The sequence below is a fragment of the Roseivirga sp. genome (assembly GCF_965216855.1).
Lineage (GTDB): Bacteria > Bacteroidota > Bacteroidia > Cytophagales > Cyclobacteriaceae > Roseivirga.
In genome coordinates this window covers 1,373,429-1,390,223 of record NZ_OZ244204.1, presented here as the reverse complement: position 1 = coordinate 1,390,223, position 16,795 = coordinate 1,373,429, and the positions used below count along the sequence as shown (strand labels likewise).

The following is a 16,795-nucleotide window of genomic DNA, read 5'->3' as shown; positions in this document are numbered from 1 at the left end:
GAATAGCAAAACCTTGATGGGTTGCATACCCTATCTGATTACTATATAGGCCTCAAACTTTTCCTTGGTCAGGTCAATGCGCTTTCTGCGAAAAACTTTCAGGGCATAGCCAGAAGCTACCAAAGCTCCGGAAGTGATGGTAGTTCCCTTGTCTAATGAAAACTCATTACCATCTACAACGGTGTTGTTGAAGAGGTCAATGGCCAGAAGTCCGTAACCAATAGTTGGGAGGGTACGTTCGGCTGCCAGCAATAGCTGAGGCCGGTTAGTGAAAGCATTTTGTACATCTACTTCTATAATCTGGTCAATCAGCACAATGTTATTTTCCATGACAATGGTACTGTCAACAAACTGGGTGATGCGGTCCTTGAAGAATTCCTTCATTCCCTTTTGCTTGTAGACAAAGGTATCGCCAACGCGGTATTCATAGCGTCTCATTGATCCTTTCTTGCGGATCAGAAGATAGTCTTGTGCTGAGAGTCCCTGAAAAAGAAAAAGCAGCAAAAGAAAGCTAAGTGTGTATCTGACTTTCATCTTGCTGCAAGTAAAGCAAAAACTTCGTTAACGGGAGTTAAATTTTATAGATCCAGCCATAACGGTCATCAATTTCTCCGGTTCTGATGCCGTTGAGCTCGTTCAGTATCTTTTTAGAGAAAGAATTGTCGTCTGAAGCGGGTAGATCGTACAATTCTTCTTCGAAGCCAATAGAAGCAATAGGGGCAATGGTGGCTGCTGTGCCAACACCGAAGGCTTCTTTCAGGCGACCTTCTTTGGCTGCATTGACTACCTCAGCCACTGCGACAGGAGCTTCTTCCACTGTCAATCCCCAGTCTCTGGCGATAGTAAGTACTGAATCACGGGTAATACCTTTTAAAATAGTGCCTGAAGTTGGTGCCGTTCTGAGTACATCATCAATCACAAACATCACGTTCATGGTACCTGACTCTTCAATGTACTCATGAGACTTGCCATCTGTCCAGATCAATTGATCGAAGCCCTGTTTCTGGGCGAGTTGAGCAGGGTATAAGCTGGCGGCATAGTTTCCACCTGCTTTGGCAAAACCGGTTCCGCCTTCAAAAGCTCTTGAGAATTTAGTTTCGATTTTAACTTTTACCGGCTTGGTATAGTACGATCCTACAGGACCGGTAATGATCATAAACCTGAAGTTTTCAGAAGGTCTGATGCCAATGTATTCATCCATGGCAAAGACAAAAGGTCTGATATATAATGCCGTACCAGGCTTAGATGGTACCCAAGATGAATCAAGCTTTAGCAGCTCTGTTAAAGATTCCATGAAGAGCGATTCCGGCACTTCAGGAATACACATTCTCTCAGCCGATATGTTGAGACGGGCAGCATTGGCCTGAGGTCTGAATACTACTACCTCACCATCAGCATTTCTGTAGGCTTTGAGCCCTTCGAAAATAGTAATGGCGTAGTGCAGGGTAGTGTTAGCCGGAGAAACAGAGATGTTTTGAAAAGGCACAATTCGCGCGTCTTGCCATTCACCATTTTTGTAGTCAGCTATGAACATATGGTCAGAATAGAGCTTTCCGAAAGGAATGTTATTCTCGTCCAACTCATTGATTCTCGACTGTGTCGTTTGCTCTATACGAATGGTGCTGGTATCAATCATCTTCTTCTGCTTAATAGGTAGTTTACAAATTTAACCAAAATCAGACCGAGTGCAAACCTTTGCATTCATGTAAGATTCTAGTATTCAGTAAGTTATAAATGGATACTTCCGAATATATTATCCTGTATAACCCCTGATTTGGTTAAATATTTCGCATTTAATCCTAAATGCCCAATTATTTTCTGAGTAAATTATTTCTTCCTCGGCTCCCATTTAACCTCTTCGGCATTGAGTTCCATGCTCATGGTTCTGCCCAGAACAAAAAGGTAGTCGGAAAGGCGATTGAGGTATTGGGTGACCATCGGAGAAATAGGCTCCTGTTCATTCAGGGCTATGCTGATCCTTTCTGCCCTTCGACAGACACACCTGGCAATGTGGCAAAAGGAAACAGACTGATGTCCGCCTGGTAAAACAAAGCTCTTCAGGGGAGGCAATGCATCATCCATTTGGTCCATGGCTTGTTCAAGCGCAGTAATATCTGTGTCCAGCAAATCTGGCTTTACTACTTTATCTTTGCCCGGTTCTGTAGCCAGATCAGCTCCAATGGTAAAAAGTCTGTCCTGAATTTCTTTGAGGAAGTCTTTTCTGGGGTCGTTTACTTCCTGGTCTCTGAGAAGACCGATGTAGCTATTCAATTCATCTACTGTTCCATAGGCTTCAATTCGGATGTGAGCCTTTGAAACACGAGCACCACCCAGTAATGAGGTGGTGCCAGAATCTCCCGTTTTGGTATATATCTTCAAATCAGATTTTATTCTTCAGTGGCATTAGCCATTTGGGCCTTCAATACATTCACTTTAGTAGGATTGTGATTGATTTCATCTTTTTCAACCAATCCATCTCTCAATCTAACGATTCTGTGTGAGTACTGAGCAATATCATCTTCGTGAGTTACCATAATGATGGTGTTCCCTTTGTCGTGCAGTTGCGCGAACAAATCCATGATGTCGTAAGAGGTTTTGGTATCCAGGTTACCAGTAGGCTCATCGGCCAGGATAATCGAAGGGTCATTAACGAGCGCCCTTGCAATGGCTACACGTTGACGCTGACCACCTGAAAGCTCATTAGGCTTGTGGTGAGCACGAGTATCAAGACCTACACCTGCCAGAGCTGCCATGGCTTTTTCTTCTCTTTCAGCTTTGCTGTATCCGGCATAGATTAATGGAAGAGCAACGTTTTCCAGTGAAGAGGCTCTTGGTAGGAGGTTAAACGTTTGGAATACGAAGCCAATTTCTTTGTTTCTGATTTCGGCCAACTCGTTTTCTGTCATGTCAGAAACATCATGTCCGTTCAGAATATATTGTCCGCCCGAAGGAGTATCCAGACAGCCGATGGTGTTCATCAATGTAGACTTACCTGAACCTGAAGGTCCCATAAAAGCCACATACTCACCTTGTTTAATCTCAATGCTCACTGATTTGAGGGCCTGGATTGTCTCACTACCCATCTGGTAGACTTTAGAGATGTTGGTAGTTTTGATTACTGTTTTACTCATACTCGTTGGACGTATCTAAATGCCGAAAAGTTTAATCTAATACTCGTTAATTATATAAATGGTTTAACCACGAACAAAAGAATCAAAAGAAAATGGTGTGCTAAAAAGACTTTCCGTGAACGGAATTCCCGGAGGATTACAGGCGAGAGAGTGACCTAAAGATTAGGCTTAGTTGAAAATGGAGCTCTTTTTAGCTGCCAGAATTTCTTCAAAGTCTTCTCTGACTGACTCAAGTTCTTCCTCACTGACAAGAACAGATAAACTTTCAAGAGCAGTCTCTCCGAAAGTACGGTAGTTGTTTTCTGCACAGGCAATAACATAGGCCTTCCAAAGCTCAGCCGACTGGTTATTTACTTTGATGGCATTTCTCAAGAGCTCATATTTTTCTTGAGTAGTAAGTCCCGCAGACTCAGCTAAAGTCAATGCCTCTAGTGTCGTTGATACATCGAAGGCGTTGGTACTGGCGATTTCCTTAAGTTTTTCTAAAAACTCCTCCGGACTTACAGAAGCCTGATTAGCTCTGGCTTCTTGCAGCAATGGGCTAATATCAGCCTGCTGGTCGTAGTCTACCACCAGTTTGAGATCATCCATGAAGTTGCGCAGGGCCGGTTCATCAAAACCTCGCTTTCTGGCGTTGTTGATTGATTCTACTGCCAGATCTGATTGTCCCTGATCGTAGGCCCAGACAGCTTTCACATAATAGGGGAAGCCGGCTGCAGCCAGATTGGATGCTATGACGAGCTCAATTGTTTCGAAGGCGTTGTTGACTCTCCTGGAATGATAATACAAAAAGGAAAGTGAGGTGAGCAGGAATGTATTGTATTGAGCATTCTTCAGATTGGAACGATAGTAAGTAATGGCTTCTTCCACCTCCTTGTAATCATCTCTCTTTTGACTCAATGCTGCATTGTAAATATAGAACAGTTGCTCCCTGGTGAGGATGGTGTCAGGATCGAGTTCAATAGAAAAGGGTAGGAATTGGTGCTGGGCATTGGCCAGTGCCTGCCTGTTCAGTTTCAGGTGAATGTTGTTTTCGTATTCGTAATTAATGGTGGTGTCAAAGTCTACCTGGGCAGCAATATCATAGTTGAGTGCAGCCAGGTTGCTTTCGCTAACGTAGGCGCCACCACCAAGAGAGGCACTGAAATATCGATAAGCAGAGTCATAGTTCTGATATTCGTAGTGAGCCATTCCAAGGTTGTTTTGCACCTGATCATTGTATTCACTCTCTGGTGCATACATCAGCGAACTTAGCGTTCGGTAAAGGTCATTTCTTTCAGCAAAGTAATTGGAGTAGGCTACTCTGGCTTTAGGGTTTTCACCACCTCGCATAATGGCAATAAGTCTTTCAGGAATCTCCTGACGCTCTTTCGTTGTTCTGGCCTTTTGAGCCAGGGCGTAGTTGGACCTGAAGTTATAGAACTCAAAGAAATTGCTTTGCTGATGATATTGATCTGCCAATAGATCGTTGTCAATGTATTCTGCCAGGCTGGCCAGCATGGTATATTGTCCTGCCTTAGCCATGCGATATGGTCTGTTTTCCAGGTACAGAAATCCTCCAACAATCATGATCACACAAAAAAGCCGAACTGTCAACATAGGTGTTCGGGGACCTTCAAAGAAGATGTGCCATACCTGCATGTTTTGCATTAGAGCAGGCAAAAAGTTAATGAGTGCGTAGACAAAGAAGGCTGCTCCAAAGGCCAGATGACTAATGAGAATGACCCAATCGACAGCATTCTCAATGGCATCGTTCGCAGTGATTTTAGCATAGGCCACTACGCCTAAGGTTAAGGCACAAAGAACAGGGTAAAGCCAGTCTTTCAACACAAAAGTGTCGCCTCCGATATTGAATGTTTTAATCTTCTGATCGAAGCAAAAATAACCCGAGATCATGGAAGCGATCAGCAGGCTTTCGGGGCTGATGAGGAAGAGATCTAACTGCAGGTCTTCATTCTTTTCCATGAACATTAAGGCTACGAGCAATACATAAACAGCCCCTATAATTCCAAAATGTATCAGGCTGTTTTTGCCTTCTGTTGAACCCTGGGTAGTGAGCTTAAAGAGGCTGTAGATGTTATCTCCGGCAATGAAAATAATGAATAAAGTCACCCAAAGCAGAGGCCCGAGGAAGCCAAAGGATAGGACAACTATATTGGGGTAGTCCATGTTGGGTAAGTAGTTCACCAGGGCTATAAATGAGCCATAAAGTAGCGTAATGGTGATAAGCCTTATTAGAACGGACACCTTTTTATTAATGGCCTGGAAGTAATAGGTGAGGAGTAGGTAGGCGCCAATTAGTCCATAGGTGAGATAAGGGTCAGCAACGCCTAATTCTTCTAACCTCAATTGAATCAGACAAAAAATGATAAACCCTGAGAAGATAAAGTAGCTAAAGCGGTTGAGATAAGTGACTGTCAATGTGCCTATGGCCATGGTAATCATAATGATGATGAACAGTACTTTCTCCGGCCAAAGCAGATATTGTAATTCACCAGTTCTGAATTTTTGCCAGCTGATGATTTGATCGGCAACCACACCACCGGGCTTGCCATTGATGCTAAAGTATTCCAGCAAGAAGGGTCTGGTTTTAAAGCTGGACTCTACCTGCCAGGGAAGGGTGAGTTCATCTCCCGTAACCCATGCATATCCAAACCATATGAGCCCCAATGAAGCCAGTACAAGACCAAGGTATTTTAATATGTTAAAGGTGGTGCTGTTCAAATGGTTTGAATCTAATTATTAGGATTAGTTGGGTGGATACGTACCAGATAATTCTCGTTTGTTAACGCTGTTGAAAGTCTAGTCATTACGTTTGAGCACTTTGGGTACCTTGAAATATTTTCCATCCTCATCAGGTGCGTTCTTGAGTGCTTCCTTGCGGCTAATGGAGATTTCTGCTTCATCGTTACGCAAAACATTTACCTCCTGAGTCATGTGAGTAATAGGTTCAACACCCTCTGTATCTACTTCACGGAGTTTTTCCACCCAATTGAGAATCTCGCCCATATCTTTCAATAGTTGATCTTCTTCTTCCGGCTTGATGTTCAGTCGGGCCAGATGGGCTACTTTCTTTAGTTTTTCCTTATCTACTTCCATAAGTACTCAATGTGTCTTCAATTTTCTGACGAACCGCCTGCTTCAGTGCCACTACAGCTGCATCGTCAGTGCCTTGGGGATGTATTGGCTCGTGCACTATCATCTCTATCCGTCCGGGGTGCATCACCAAAGGCATCTTATCAGGCAAAAGTAAATAGTTGTAGGGAATGGTGACAGGTATGATGGGAATTTGTTCTTCAACGGCTATCCGGAAGCTACCTTCTTTGAATGCTGCCATTTGAGGAGGATTTTTGGTGAGTATTCCTCCTTCGGGGAAAAAGGCTACACTAAATCCTTTCCTGATTTCTTCCTGAGCTTTGAGCCAGCTCTTATGCCTGCTTTTTAAGCTTGCCCGATCTACCAGAATGTGCAGCCTGCTATACATAAAACCCCAGACTGGTACTTTCCGCAATGAAGCCTTGCCAATAAACTTGAACTTATGATGAATCAAACCTAAGGTAGGGATGTCGAGGAAGGAGTTATGGTTAGCACAGAAGATATATCGCTGCCCGCCTCCGGGCTTATATTCATAAGTGACCCTGGTTCGGTTCAGGAAGAGGAAGAAAAAGAAGAACCTTGACCAGAGATAGTTCAGGTGGTAGGCATACTTCTCAAATGGTCGGATAAAGATGACCAATAGGAAGAAGGGAAGCAGCACCAAAAAGATTAATGCAAAAACGATCAGGCCGTAGGCCGAATATACCTTTAGAAGTGCCCTTTTCATGAAAGGGCGAAGATAGGGAAAATGGTTTATGGATTCTTTTTAAGAATTGATCATATGCAAGGCAGCCTGGTAAACATAATCCCAAAAGGCACCTTTATCTTTTTCGTCAAAGGTGGCTTTTTCCAGAGCGGTATGCATATGCTTCAACCAGTGGGTAGCTTCCTGTTCTCCGATTTTCCATTGAAAGTGTCTTCTTCTGAGCATGGGATGCCCTCTTTCGTCAGTGTAGGTTTGTCTTCCTCCTAATGCCTGGATCAGAAAGAGTTTCAGTCTGTTTTTAGCAGGAAGCAGATCGTCAGGATACATGGGACGGATCAACTCGTCCTGCTCAATACCATCATAAAAGTCATCTACGAGTTGAAGAATGTTTTCTTCTCCAATGCGGTCGTACAGAGTTTGGGATTCAGACATATTTTGGAATGGCCTTTGATTTTGGGCTGTAAACTTACCTAGGAATAAACGTTTTTTGGAAGTCTAACCGGTAGATTCTGAAACAAGTTCGTTTCAAGGTTTATTAAATGGAATTAAGTGCCTGATCGAAGTCTTTGATCAGATCCTGTAAGTTCTCAATACCAACAGAAACCCGAATCAGTGCCGGAGTAATGCCGTTTTTCAATCGGTCGGCTTCATCCATATTGGAACTGCTCATGGTAAACGGATGCGATACCAATGTTTCAGTACTGCCCAGCGAGATTGCCAAATGAGCGAGGTTTAATGCATTGAGAAACCTAAAGGCTTCTTGTTGTCCTCCATCTACCTCAAAGGCAATCATGGCTCCACCAGAGGTGTTTTGTTTTTTGAATAGAGGATAAAGAGGATCTGAAGAATCTAAAAGGCCCAGATAGTGAGTAGCTCTTACTTTAGAATGTCCATTGAGAAACTCCGCCAACTGCTGTGCATTGGACGCCTGCTTCTCCATCCGAAGACCTATGGTTTCCATGCTTCTCGATAGTAACCAGGAAGTAAATGGCGAGGCAGTGTTACCGAGGATTGCCCTCTTTTTCTTCACTTCTCTAATTACCTTTTCTGATCCCGAAGCTGCTCCGGCAATGATATCGCTATGACCACCAATATATTTGGTTGCAGAGTAAAGGTTCAGGTCGGCACCATGGGCTAAGGGTTTCTGGAAAACTGGTCCCATATAGGTGTTATCCACCGCAATGATCGCCTCTGGAGCCAATTCATCTCTGAGGTCTTTGATCATTTCAATATCGGTCAATGACAGGGTTGGGTTAGCGGGTGTTTCCAGATAAATCATTTTCAACCTTCCAGCCTTAGGATGTGCTTTGATAAGCTGACGAATGTCTTCGGCACTGGCTCCTGGTTCAAATTCAGCCCATTCAATACCAAACTGGACAGCATGTTTTTTAATGAAAGTATCGGTACCTCCATATAGCGGAGAGGACATAAGAATCAAATCGCCTGCATGACAAAAGGTGAGAATACCGGTTGAAATGGCCGCCATTCCACTTTCAAAAAAGGCTGCATCTTCTGCCCCGTCTAACTGAGCTAACCGAAATTCGGCAGTAATGGCATTGGGGTGATTCAGCCGGGTGTAAATGAGGCTGGCATTTCTCTCTTCTAATGGAGCATCTCCCTTAGCTTTTTCGAAAAAAGCCTTTCCTTCCTCGGCCGTATTGAACTTAAAGGTAGAAGTCTGATAAATAGGTGGTTTAATAGAGTTGTTGGCGCTACCGGGGTCATGTCCACCGGAGATGGCCAGGCTTTCAGGGGAAAAATCTTTATGCTTCATTTTTCTTCGTTCTCACTTGTAATGAAGTTCCCTGCTGGCTGACCACCACAACCTGAGTGCCTTCTTCCACATATTCACCCCGGGTATATGCATCATAGATTTCATCGTTAATTTCGATGCGTCCGCTCGGTCTCAATATGGTTACTGCCTTGCCTTCTTTGCCAACGAGGTCTTCTTTGTAATAGGTGGCAATATAGCCATCATCTTTCTTCTGTGTTGTAACCAAGGCTACACGGTCGAACATTTTAGATTGGGTAATTCGATATCCAAAGACAATGAGCAATAGTATAGAGCCAAAGACACCAAGTCCTACAGCAGTAGCCGCTTTGGTAATCTCTTCTCCGGGCACATAGTCAAAGTTGAAAAGGTCATTACCCAACATCATAAAGATGAGCGACCCTACAGTACAAATGATTCCGGCAATACCTGCTACCCCGAAGCCGGGTATGACAAAAACTTCCAGAGCAATCAGCACAAGCCCGACAAAGAATACAGCGATCTCCCAGTTGGCTGCAAGGCCACTGAGATAGTGGGGTACCAGGTAAAGAATGAGGGCCACTCCGGCAGCAGCCAGCGGAAAGCCAACTCCTGGTGTCTGTAGTTCAAAGAATATTCCTCCGGTAATGACCAGAATCAGCAATCCACTAACGACAGGGTTGAGGAAGAAGGCAATGATTCTTTCTGTTGAGGATAACTCATATTCAATCAACTCAAAGTCTACAATTTCATTTTTCTCCAGGATATCGCGAATACTGGCGACCTCTGCTTCACAGTAGCCATTGGCAATGGCCTCGGAGGTGGTGAAGGTAATAACCTTGCCAGCAACCGTGACCCCTTCAATTTCCACCCGGTCATCAACCATGCCTTCAGCGATTAATGGATCGCGCCCATTCTTCTCTGCAGTGGAACGCATGATACTTCTCATGTAAGACTGATACTTATCTGGAGCAGCCATGCCATCGGTGCCGTTCACTACCGTGGCAGCTCCAATATTGGAGCCTGGAACCATGTAGATACTATCACAGGCAATAGAAATCAGAGCTCCTGCGCTGGCGGCATCATTATTAATATAAACCCAAACGGGTTTTTCATATTCCAGAATGCGGGTTCTAATGTCGTTGGCATCATTCACTGCACCACCATAAGTGTCCATTTCAATAATGACCAAATCGGCAGAGTCTTCAGTGGCTTGCTTGAAGGCCAAATCGACATAGCGATTCATGCGTGGGTCAATGTCACCAATGATTTCCATAACGAAAATACGCATGGTGCCTTCCTGATACTTTACCTGTTCACTGGCCCAGGCTGAGAATGCCAGCAAGGCTACACTTAGTGCAGTAATAATTCGTGTAAAATATTTGATGCCTTTGTTCGCCACTTTATTCACTTAATTTTGTTGAAAATACAAAGAAAGCCTGTGCCTTCGGTTTTAAAGCTCAAATTTTCATATCGTTTTGAAGATCCCGTTTGGGAAATCAAGAGTTCTTCACGCTCATTACTCGTTAATACCCGAAATAGTGAGACGCTCAATTCTCAGTTCTCATTGGTAGATATTTCTGAGCCGGTACTTCTCTGGGAAGGCCTGCAATTTGAAGATGAGTGGTGGGTTAGTGCTTATGCAGTACTGGGGGAATTGGCAGTGTTTCAAAAGTTTGAGGATACTCAGGATATTGAAGCGAGGTCTGTCTTTGTTTTTCACCTGAATGATCATGAAGTACTTTGGTCTGAAGAAGACCTGCAGATCTATGGTTTGACAGATGAAACCATCCAGATAAAGAAAGGGGATAGTGATGAACTGATTCATCTTAGTTTGTTGGATGGAACAGCATATGAACAAAAAGTAGCTTCTAAACGTGTGGATAGAGTAAACTATCCTCTGCATTATGAACCTGATAATGCTCACTTCGAAACGCTGGCCAGGTTTTTGAAAAGTCAGGTGGGAATTACATTGGATGGAAGTTGTGACTACCTGGAGTACGGATCTCTTATTTTTATAGCGGCCAATCATGTCATCAATAGTCAAAAGACGTTAACACTATATGTGTTTGATGAAAAGGGAGCACTTTTATTCGAGGAGTTGCTGGAAACTGGTGTAAAAGGCCTAGTTTCAGGTGCTTTTTTTATAGCAGAAGACGCGCTTATATTTGTTACAGAAAAGAAAGAGTTGAAGATTTACAGCATCAATGAGAAGGTTTAGCTATATCGTTATTTTACTGGTTGGAATTTTAGGAGCTGCTTTTGCCCAAACAGATTCATTGGGTATCGAACGACAAGGCGATAAGGTTTTTGTCATTCATAAGGTGAAGGCCCAGCAGACACTTTATTCTCTTTCCAGAAGATATAAGACCACTGTTTCAGAAATTAATGCCGCCAACCCAATCCTGGCCAATGGTCTTCAGATTGGACAAACACTGAAGATCCCTTACGGAGGAGAGGTGCTCTCTCCAGATGCTGAAATTACTTCTGAAACCAGAGAGCTTACTCATAAAGTGAAAGCAGGAGAGACCTTGTTTTCAATTGCCAGAAGATATGAAGTACAGGTTTCAGATATTAAGACCTGGAATAGCTTGTCATCGAATGCCATTGATCTGGGACAGAATCTTGTGATCAAACAGAAGGTAATGGTAGCTGTGGACAAGCCTCAGGAAGACCAAACCATAGCAACTACTGAAATAGATCGACCTAAGACTATTGAGGTTCCGGATTCCCTGAAAGTTTCCGATGTGCCATTCAATAATGGCTCTGATATTATGGCTGAAGGAGAAGAAGAGCTGGAAGAGGTGAGCTATCCGGGAACTCCATTTCAGCAGATTCAGGTAGAAGGAGTTGCCGAAGTAATTGAAGAAAAGCAGCCTTCAAGTAAGTTTTTTGCACTTCACAGAACGGCTAAGGAAGGAACCGTAATCAAAGTGAAAAATCTGATGAATGACCTGACAGTTTATGTGAGGGTTATTGGTACAATTCCTGAAACTTCTGAAAATGAGAATGTAATCATTAAGCTCAACCAAAGAGCTTATGACCACCTGAAGGCTATTGATAAAAGATTCAGAGTACAACTGAACTACTTCCAGTAGTATTTTTTAAGGCTTTATTTAAGCATGATTACTAATGACAAAAGTTAATTTGTCCTTAGATCTTTTCTTTGTTTCTTTATATACTCAATAAGTTTAGAAAATAATAACACACAATTACCATGGTCCGGACTAGGCTTTTTTCACTTGTTTTTTTGACACTATGTGCTGTTACATTACAAGCTTATCAGGCCCCTTCTAATGATGACTTGTCCAATGCACTAGAGTTGACCTTAGACGCTTCCGGTAATTATTGTAGTAATGGAACTGAGTTTAACAATAATACGGCTACAGCAGATGGAGTAAAGCCCTCGAATTGGCAAAGTGGACCTAATAAAAATTTGTGGTTTAAGTTCAAGCCCAGCAATACCGGAATAGCGAATATTGTAGTACAAAGAGGAAACTCGGGTTATTATATGGTAGCCCTTTACGATGATCAGGGAGTAGAAATTACCAGTGATGGCCATCATGGTGTCTATGGAAGCAGTAAAGTTGTAGCCACAGGGCTTGACTCTACAAAATACTATTACATCTCCATTGATAGTCATATTCAATACGGATATTATGGCGGTTCATTTTCCTTTTGTATCAGGAATGAGTGGACAAATGACTATAAGGATTATGCTCTGGAATTGACACTTGATGGTTCTGGTAATTATTGTAGTAATGGAGCGGAGTTTAATAACTATAGTGCTACTGCAGATGGGACAAAGCCTTCGAATTGGCAAAGTGGACCTAATAAAAATTTGTGGTTTAAGTTCAAGCCGAGCAATACCGGGATAGCTAACATCATAGTACAGAGAGGAAACTCAGGCTACTACATGGTAGCACTTTATGATGACCAGGGAGTAGAAATTGCCAGTGATGGCCATCATGGTGTCTATGGAAGCAGTAGAGTTGTAGCCACAGGGCTTGACTCTACCAAATACTATTACATTTCTATTGATAGTAATCTTCAACATGGATATTATGGCAGCTCATTTTCCTTTTGTATCAGGAATGAGTGGACAAATGACTATAAGGATTATGCTCTGGAATTGACACTTGATGGTTCTGGTAATTATTGTAGTAATGGAGCGGAGTTTAATAACTATAGTGCTACTGCAGATGGGACAAAGCCTTCGAATTGGCAAAGTGGACCTAATAAAAATTTGTGGTTTAAGTTCAAGCCGAGCAATACCGGGATAGCTAACATCATAGTACAGAGAGGAAACTCAGGCTACTACATGGTAGCACTTTATGATGACCAGGGAGTAGAAATTGCCAGTGATGGCCATCATGGTGTCTATGGAAGCAGTAGAGTTGTAGCCACAGGGCTTGACTCTACCAAATACTATTACATTTCTATTGATAGTAATCTTCAACATGGATATTATGGCAGCTCATTTTCCTTTTGTATCAGGAATGAATGGACAAATGACTATAAGGATTATGCTCAGGAATTGACACTTGATGGTTCTGGTAATTATTGTAGTAATGGAGCGGAGTTTAATAACTATAGTGCTACTGCAGATGGGACAAAGCCTTCAAATTGGCAAAGTGGACCGAATAAGAACTTATGGTTCAAATTTATGCCGAATAACACTGGAATAGCTAATATCCTAGTACAGAGAGGAAACTCAGGCTACTATATGGTAGCGCTCTATGATGACCAGGGTGTAGAGGTTGCCAGTGAAAGCCATCAGGGAGTTTATGGAAATAGTGGTATTGTTACCACGGGACTTGATCCTACGAAATACTATTATATTTCTATCGATAGTCACCTTCAACATGGTTATTATGGTGGTGCATTCTCCTTCTGTATTCGAAGTGAATGGACGAATGACTATAAGGATTATGCTCAGGAATTAACGCTTGATGTATCAGGTAATTATTGCAGCAGTACTTCTGAATTTAATAATTATACTGCTACTGCAGATGGATTAAGGCCGGAAAATTGGCAAACCGGACCAAATAAAAATCTTTGGTATAAGTTTCAAACTGATGAACTAGGTATAGCAAACATTACTGTAACCAGAAATAATGGAGGGGGGTATTATATGCTTGCCTTATATGACAGTCAAGGAAATGAAATGGAGAGTATAGGTTACCAGGGTCAGAATGATGTGGCAGAATTAACCTCCAACGCTTTGATGCCTAACAGCTATTATTACATAGCTGTTGATAGTAAGATTGCTTATTCAACTTATGGAGGAGAATTTACTATTTGTATATCAGTAAGCCCTATTTCTTGCTACAGCGGTCTATGGGCTATTAACAGTGGCTCTTGGGATGATCCTGACATTTGGTCTGATACAGAAGGAGGGTTACCAATTTCTTCAGTTCCATGTGCCACTACCAATGTTTATATCAAGGGATTCGGTATTACACTGAATTCTTTGCAACCTATGACAGCAAAATATATTGAATTGATAGGGTCAGGAGACGTAAATTCTGAGTCAGTTTTGGATGTTCAGAGTGGACAGCTGGTAGTGACGGAAAAGATTAAGGTGAGTGGAATAGGGACAAAACTAAAGAGTAGCTCATCATCAATAATTAATGTTTCAGGCTCCGGGAATTAGCATTGAGTTATATGCAAGGTTATCCCTAATATTTAGTTATTTAGAGACTGAATTTTGCAACACACAATGAGATGAAGAAATCATATTATCTGCCCTCCTTCCTATTGTTTTTTCTGTCTTTTAATAATCTTCGGGCATATCAGACACCTCCATCGAATGATGACAGAGTTAATGCTCAGGAGTTAGTCCTAGATTCTTTGGGTAATCTGGAAACGGCCAATAATGCTTATTCGCTGGTTGATGCAACTCCTGATGGTAATACACCACCCAATTGGAGTTATGGTCTTAGTCATAATGTATGGTTTAAGGTGAAGCCAACCAATCCGACCATGAATCTAATTATTAGGGGTGGGCTTTTTAATGATATGATTGCTGTATATGATGAGTCAGATAGCCTATTAGTTAGTAAGACGGGCCCATATAGTGGTCATTTAGGTCTTTTGCTGTTAGATATGGATACGACTCAATACTACACTTTGAATGTTGATGCCAGAAATGTGAGTACGTTTGGTTTTAAGATTACAAGCGAAGTAGGGTTTGATTATCGCGATTATGCAGAGGAGTTAGTCCTAGATTCTTTGGGTAATCTGGAAACGGCCAATAATGCTTATTCGCTGGTTGATGCAACTCCTGATGGTAATACACCACCCAATTGGAGTTATGGTCTTAGTCATAATGTATGGTTTAAGGTGAAGCCAACCAATCCGACCATGAATCTAATTATTAGGGGTGGGCTTTTTAATGATATGATTGCTGTATATGATGAGTCAGATAGCCTATTAGTTAGTAAGACGGGCCCATATAGTGGTCATTTAGGTCTTTTGCTGTTAGATATGGATACGACTCAATACTACACTTTGAATGTTGATGCCAGAAATGTGAGTACGTTTGGTTTTAAGATTACAAGCGAAGTAGGGTTTGATTATCGCGATTATGCTCAGGAGTTAGTCCTAGATTCTTTGGGTAATCTGGAAACGGCCAATAATGCTTATTCGCTGGTTGATGCAACTCCTGATGGTAATACACCACCCAATTGGAGTTACGGTCTTAATCATAACGTATGGTTTAAGGTAAAGCCAACCAATCCGACCATGAAAGTTGTCATGAAAGGCTCCATCTACAATAAAATGCTGTCAATTGAAGATTCTTTGGGGAACGTAGTAAGGAGTGATACAGGTCCTTACACAGGTGACCTAGTTGTTATTTTGGATAATTTGATCCAAGGTGCTTATTATTGGTTAAATGTAGATGGTAGGTTTGTCAACAATTTCGGCCTTGAAATATCACCCACTCCTGGTTGTGGAGCGACACTTTGGGCAATAGCTGATGGTGATTGGGATGACCCGAATACTTGGTCAGATACAGAAGGAGGAGGAACTGTTTTTGCTACACCATGCGAAACAACTAATGTCTATATTAAGGGATTTAATGTGGTTTTTAACTCGTCTGAACCTATGACTGCTAAGTACATTGAGTTAATAGGTATTGGAAATGAGAATGGTACTAGCCTGGATGTTCAAAGTGGAATTTTAAGAGCCATTGAGAAGGTTAAGTTGAGTGGTGTTGGTGTCGGCATCAAAACAACTACTTCTTCCAGTGTCCAGGTAGGTGCTACGGGAGGATAGATGAGATCAGCAAACCTTAAAGACTTTCTTGATGTCAAGGTTGAAGAATATAATCAGCCTGGCTTCATTGCTAATGATCCGGTTTCAATTCCACATGTCTACACCAAACTACAGGATATTGAGATTACTGGTTTCTGGGCCGCGATTTTGGCCTGGGGTCAAAGAGTAACTATCATTAATAAGTGTAAAGAGCTTTTTACTCTTATGGATAATGACCCTCACAACTTTGTGGTCCATCACTCTGAGAATGACCTGGCTTCTCTGCTTAAATTCAAGCATCGCACATTCAATGATGTTGATACCCTCTACTTCATTGAATTTTTCAAAAGGTTTTACACAGAGCATAACTCACTGGAAGATGCTTTTTTAAAGGGACTGAGAGAGACGGATGAAAATATTGAAAACAGTCTGATCAGGTTTCACGAGACCTTTTTTGATATTCCTGATGCGCCCCATAGAACAAGAAAGCATATTGCTACTCCGGCCAGAAAATCAGCTTGTAAGCGCATTAATATGTTTCTCCGATGGATGGTGAGAGATGACAATAAGGGAGTTGACTTTGGACTTTGGAAAGGAATCAATCCGGCCCAGTTAGTTTGCCCTTGTGATTTACATGTAGAAAGAGTTGCCCGTAAGCTTCATCTGATCACCCGAAAACAAACCGATTGGCAAATGGCGCTGGAGCTTACCAGTCACCTGAAGGAATTCGACCCGGCAGACCCTGTTAAGTACGACTTTGCGCTCTTCGGCCTGGGGATAGAGGAGAAGTTTTAGTTCGATTTACGATTTACGATTTACGATTTACGATTTACGATTTACGATTTACGATTT

15 protein-coding genes are annotated in these 16,795 nt (G+C 42.2%); 5 read left to right on the top strand and 10 right to left on the bottom strand.

The annotated features are described in order from the left end of the window. Positions 1 to 30: 30 nt before the first annotated feature. The 10 genes from ACOOEY_RS06195 to ACOOEY_RS06150 all read right to left on the bottom strand — a co-directional run bounded on the left by ACOOEY_RS06195 (position 31) and on the right by ACOOEY_RS06150 (position 10,094). Entirely contained in the window at positions 31 to 534 is a 504-nt protein-coding gene (locus ACOOEY_RS06195) for a hypothetical protein (protein WP_420387809.1), read from the bottom strand. Between the two features lie 37 nt (positions 535 to 571). Next, positions 572 to 1,636 carry a branched-chain amino acid aminotransferase gene (locus ACOOEY_RS06190; RefSeq protein WP_420387808.1) on the bottom strand — a complete coding sequence of 355 codons (1,065 nt, stop codon included), beginning with the start codon at positions 1,634 to 1,636 and terminating at the stop codon, positions 572 to 574. A 191-nt stretch (positions 1,637 to 1,827) separates the two neighbouring features. Beyond that, positions 1,828 to 2,379: a cob(I)yrinic acid a,c-diamide adenosyltransferase gene (locus ACOOEY_RS06185; protein WP_420387807.1), complete on the bottom strand. Its 552-nt coding sequence runs from the start codon at positions 2,377 to 2,379 to the stop codon at positions 1,828 to 1,830. Positions 2,380 to 2,387: 8 nt separating this feature from the next. Beyond that, positions 2,388 to 3,131: an ABC transporter ATP-binding protein gene (locus tag ACOOEY_RS06180; RefSeq protein ID WP_420387806.1), complete on the bottom strand. Its 744-nt coding sequence runs from the start codon at positions 3,129 to 3,131 to the stop codon at positions 2,388 to 2,390. 168 nt (positions 3,132 to 3,299) lie between these two features. After that, positions 3,300 to 5,855: a hypothetical protein gene (locus ACOOEY_RS06175; RefSeq protein ID WP_420387805.1), complete on the bottom strand. Its 2,556-nt coding sequence runs from the start codon at positions 5,853 to 5,855 to the stop codon at positions 3,300 to 3,302. 78 nt (positions 5,856 to 5,933) lie between these two features. Further along, positions 5,934 to 6,230, bottom strand: a complete 297-nt coding sequence (gatC, locus tag ACOOEY_RS06170) for an Asp-tRNA(Asn)/Glu-tRNA(Gln) amidotransferase subunit GatC (RefSeq protein ID WP_420387804.1) — start codon at positions 6,228 to 6,230, stop codon at positions 5,934 to 5,936. After that, positions 6,217 to 6,954 carry a lysophospholipid acyltransferase family protein gene (locus tag ACOOEY_RS06165; RefSeq protein WP_420387803.1) on the bottom strand — a complete coding sequence of 246 codons (738 nt, stop codon included), beginning with the start codon at positions 6,952 to 6,954 and terminating at the stop codon, positions 6,217 to 6,219. The genes gatC and ACOOEY_RS06165 overlap by 14 nt, the downstream gene beginning before the upstream one ends. A gap of 39 nt (positions 6,955 to 6,993) precedes the next feature. Next, a complete protein-coding gene (locus tag ACOOEY_RS06160; protein WP_420387802.1) occupies positions 6,994 to 7,365 on the bottom strand; it encodes a cyanoglobin in 372 nt (123 codons plus the stop codon). A gap of 103 nt (positions 7,366 to 7,468) precedes the next feature. Continuing rightward, positions 7,469 to 8,707: an aminotransferase class I/II-fold pyridoxal phosphate-dependent enzyme gene (locus tag ACOOEY_RS06155; RefSeq protein ID WP_420387801.1), complete on the bottom strand. Its 1,239-nt coding sequence runs from the start codon at positions 8,705 to 8,707 to the stop codon at positions 7,469 to 7,471. Then, positions 8,697 to 10,094 (bottom strand): NfeD family protein, encoded by a 1,398-nt coding sequence (locus ACOOEY_RS06150; protein WP_420387800.1) that lies wholly within the window; start codon positions 10,092 to 10,094, stop codon positions 8,697 to 8,699. Before ACOOEY_RS06150 ends, ACOOEY_RS06155 begins: the two co-directional genes overlap by 11 nt. 9 nt (positions 10,095 to 10,103) lie before the next feature. Between ACOOEY_RS06150 and ACOOEY_RS06145 the strand changes: the two genes are divergently transcribed. The 5 genes from ACOOEY_RS06145 (at position 10,104) to ACOOEY_RS06125 (ending at position 16,738) form a co-directional block, all read left to right on the top strand. Beyond that, entirely contained in the window at positions 10,104 to 10,904 is an 801-nt protein-coding gene (locus tag ACOOEY_RS06145; RefSeq protein WP_420387799.1) for a DUF4905 domain-containing protein, read from the top strand. After that, positions 10,891 to 11,781 (top strand): LysM peptidoglycan-binding domain-containing protein, encoded by an 891-nt coding sequence (locus ACOOEY_RS06140; RefSeq protein WP_420387798.1) that lies wholly within the window; start codon positions 10,891 to 10,893, stop codon positions 11,779 to 11,781. Before ACOOEY_RS06145 ends, ACOOEY_RS06140 begins: the two co-directional genes overlap by 14 nt. Before the next feature lie 206 nt (positions 11,782 to 11,987). Next, positions 11,988 to 14,339, top strand: a complete 2,352-nt coding sequence (locus ACOOEY_RS06135) for a hypothetical protein (protein ID WP_420387797.1) — start codon at positions 11,988 to 11,990, stop codon at positions 14,337 to 14,339. Between the two features lie 71 nt (positions 14,340 to 14,410). Beyond that, the gene (locus ACOOEY_RS06130; RefSeq protein ID WP_420387796.1) at positions 14,411 to 15,964 is read left to right on the top strand and encodes a hypothetical protein; all 1,554 of its coding nucleotides are present in this window, start codon (positions 14,411 to 14,413) and stop codon (positions 15,962 to 15,964) included. Next, the gene (locus tag ACOOEY_RS06125) at positions 15,965 to 16,738 is read left to right on the top strand and encodes a TIGR02757 family protein (RefSeq protein WP_420387795.1); all 774 of its coding nucleotides are present in this window, start codon (positions 15,965 to 15,967) and stop codon (positions 16,736 to 16,738) included. The last annotated feature ends 57 nt before the right edge of the window (positions 16,739 to 16,795 follow it).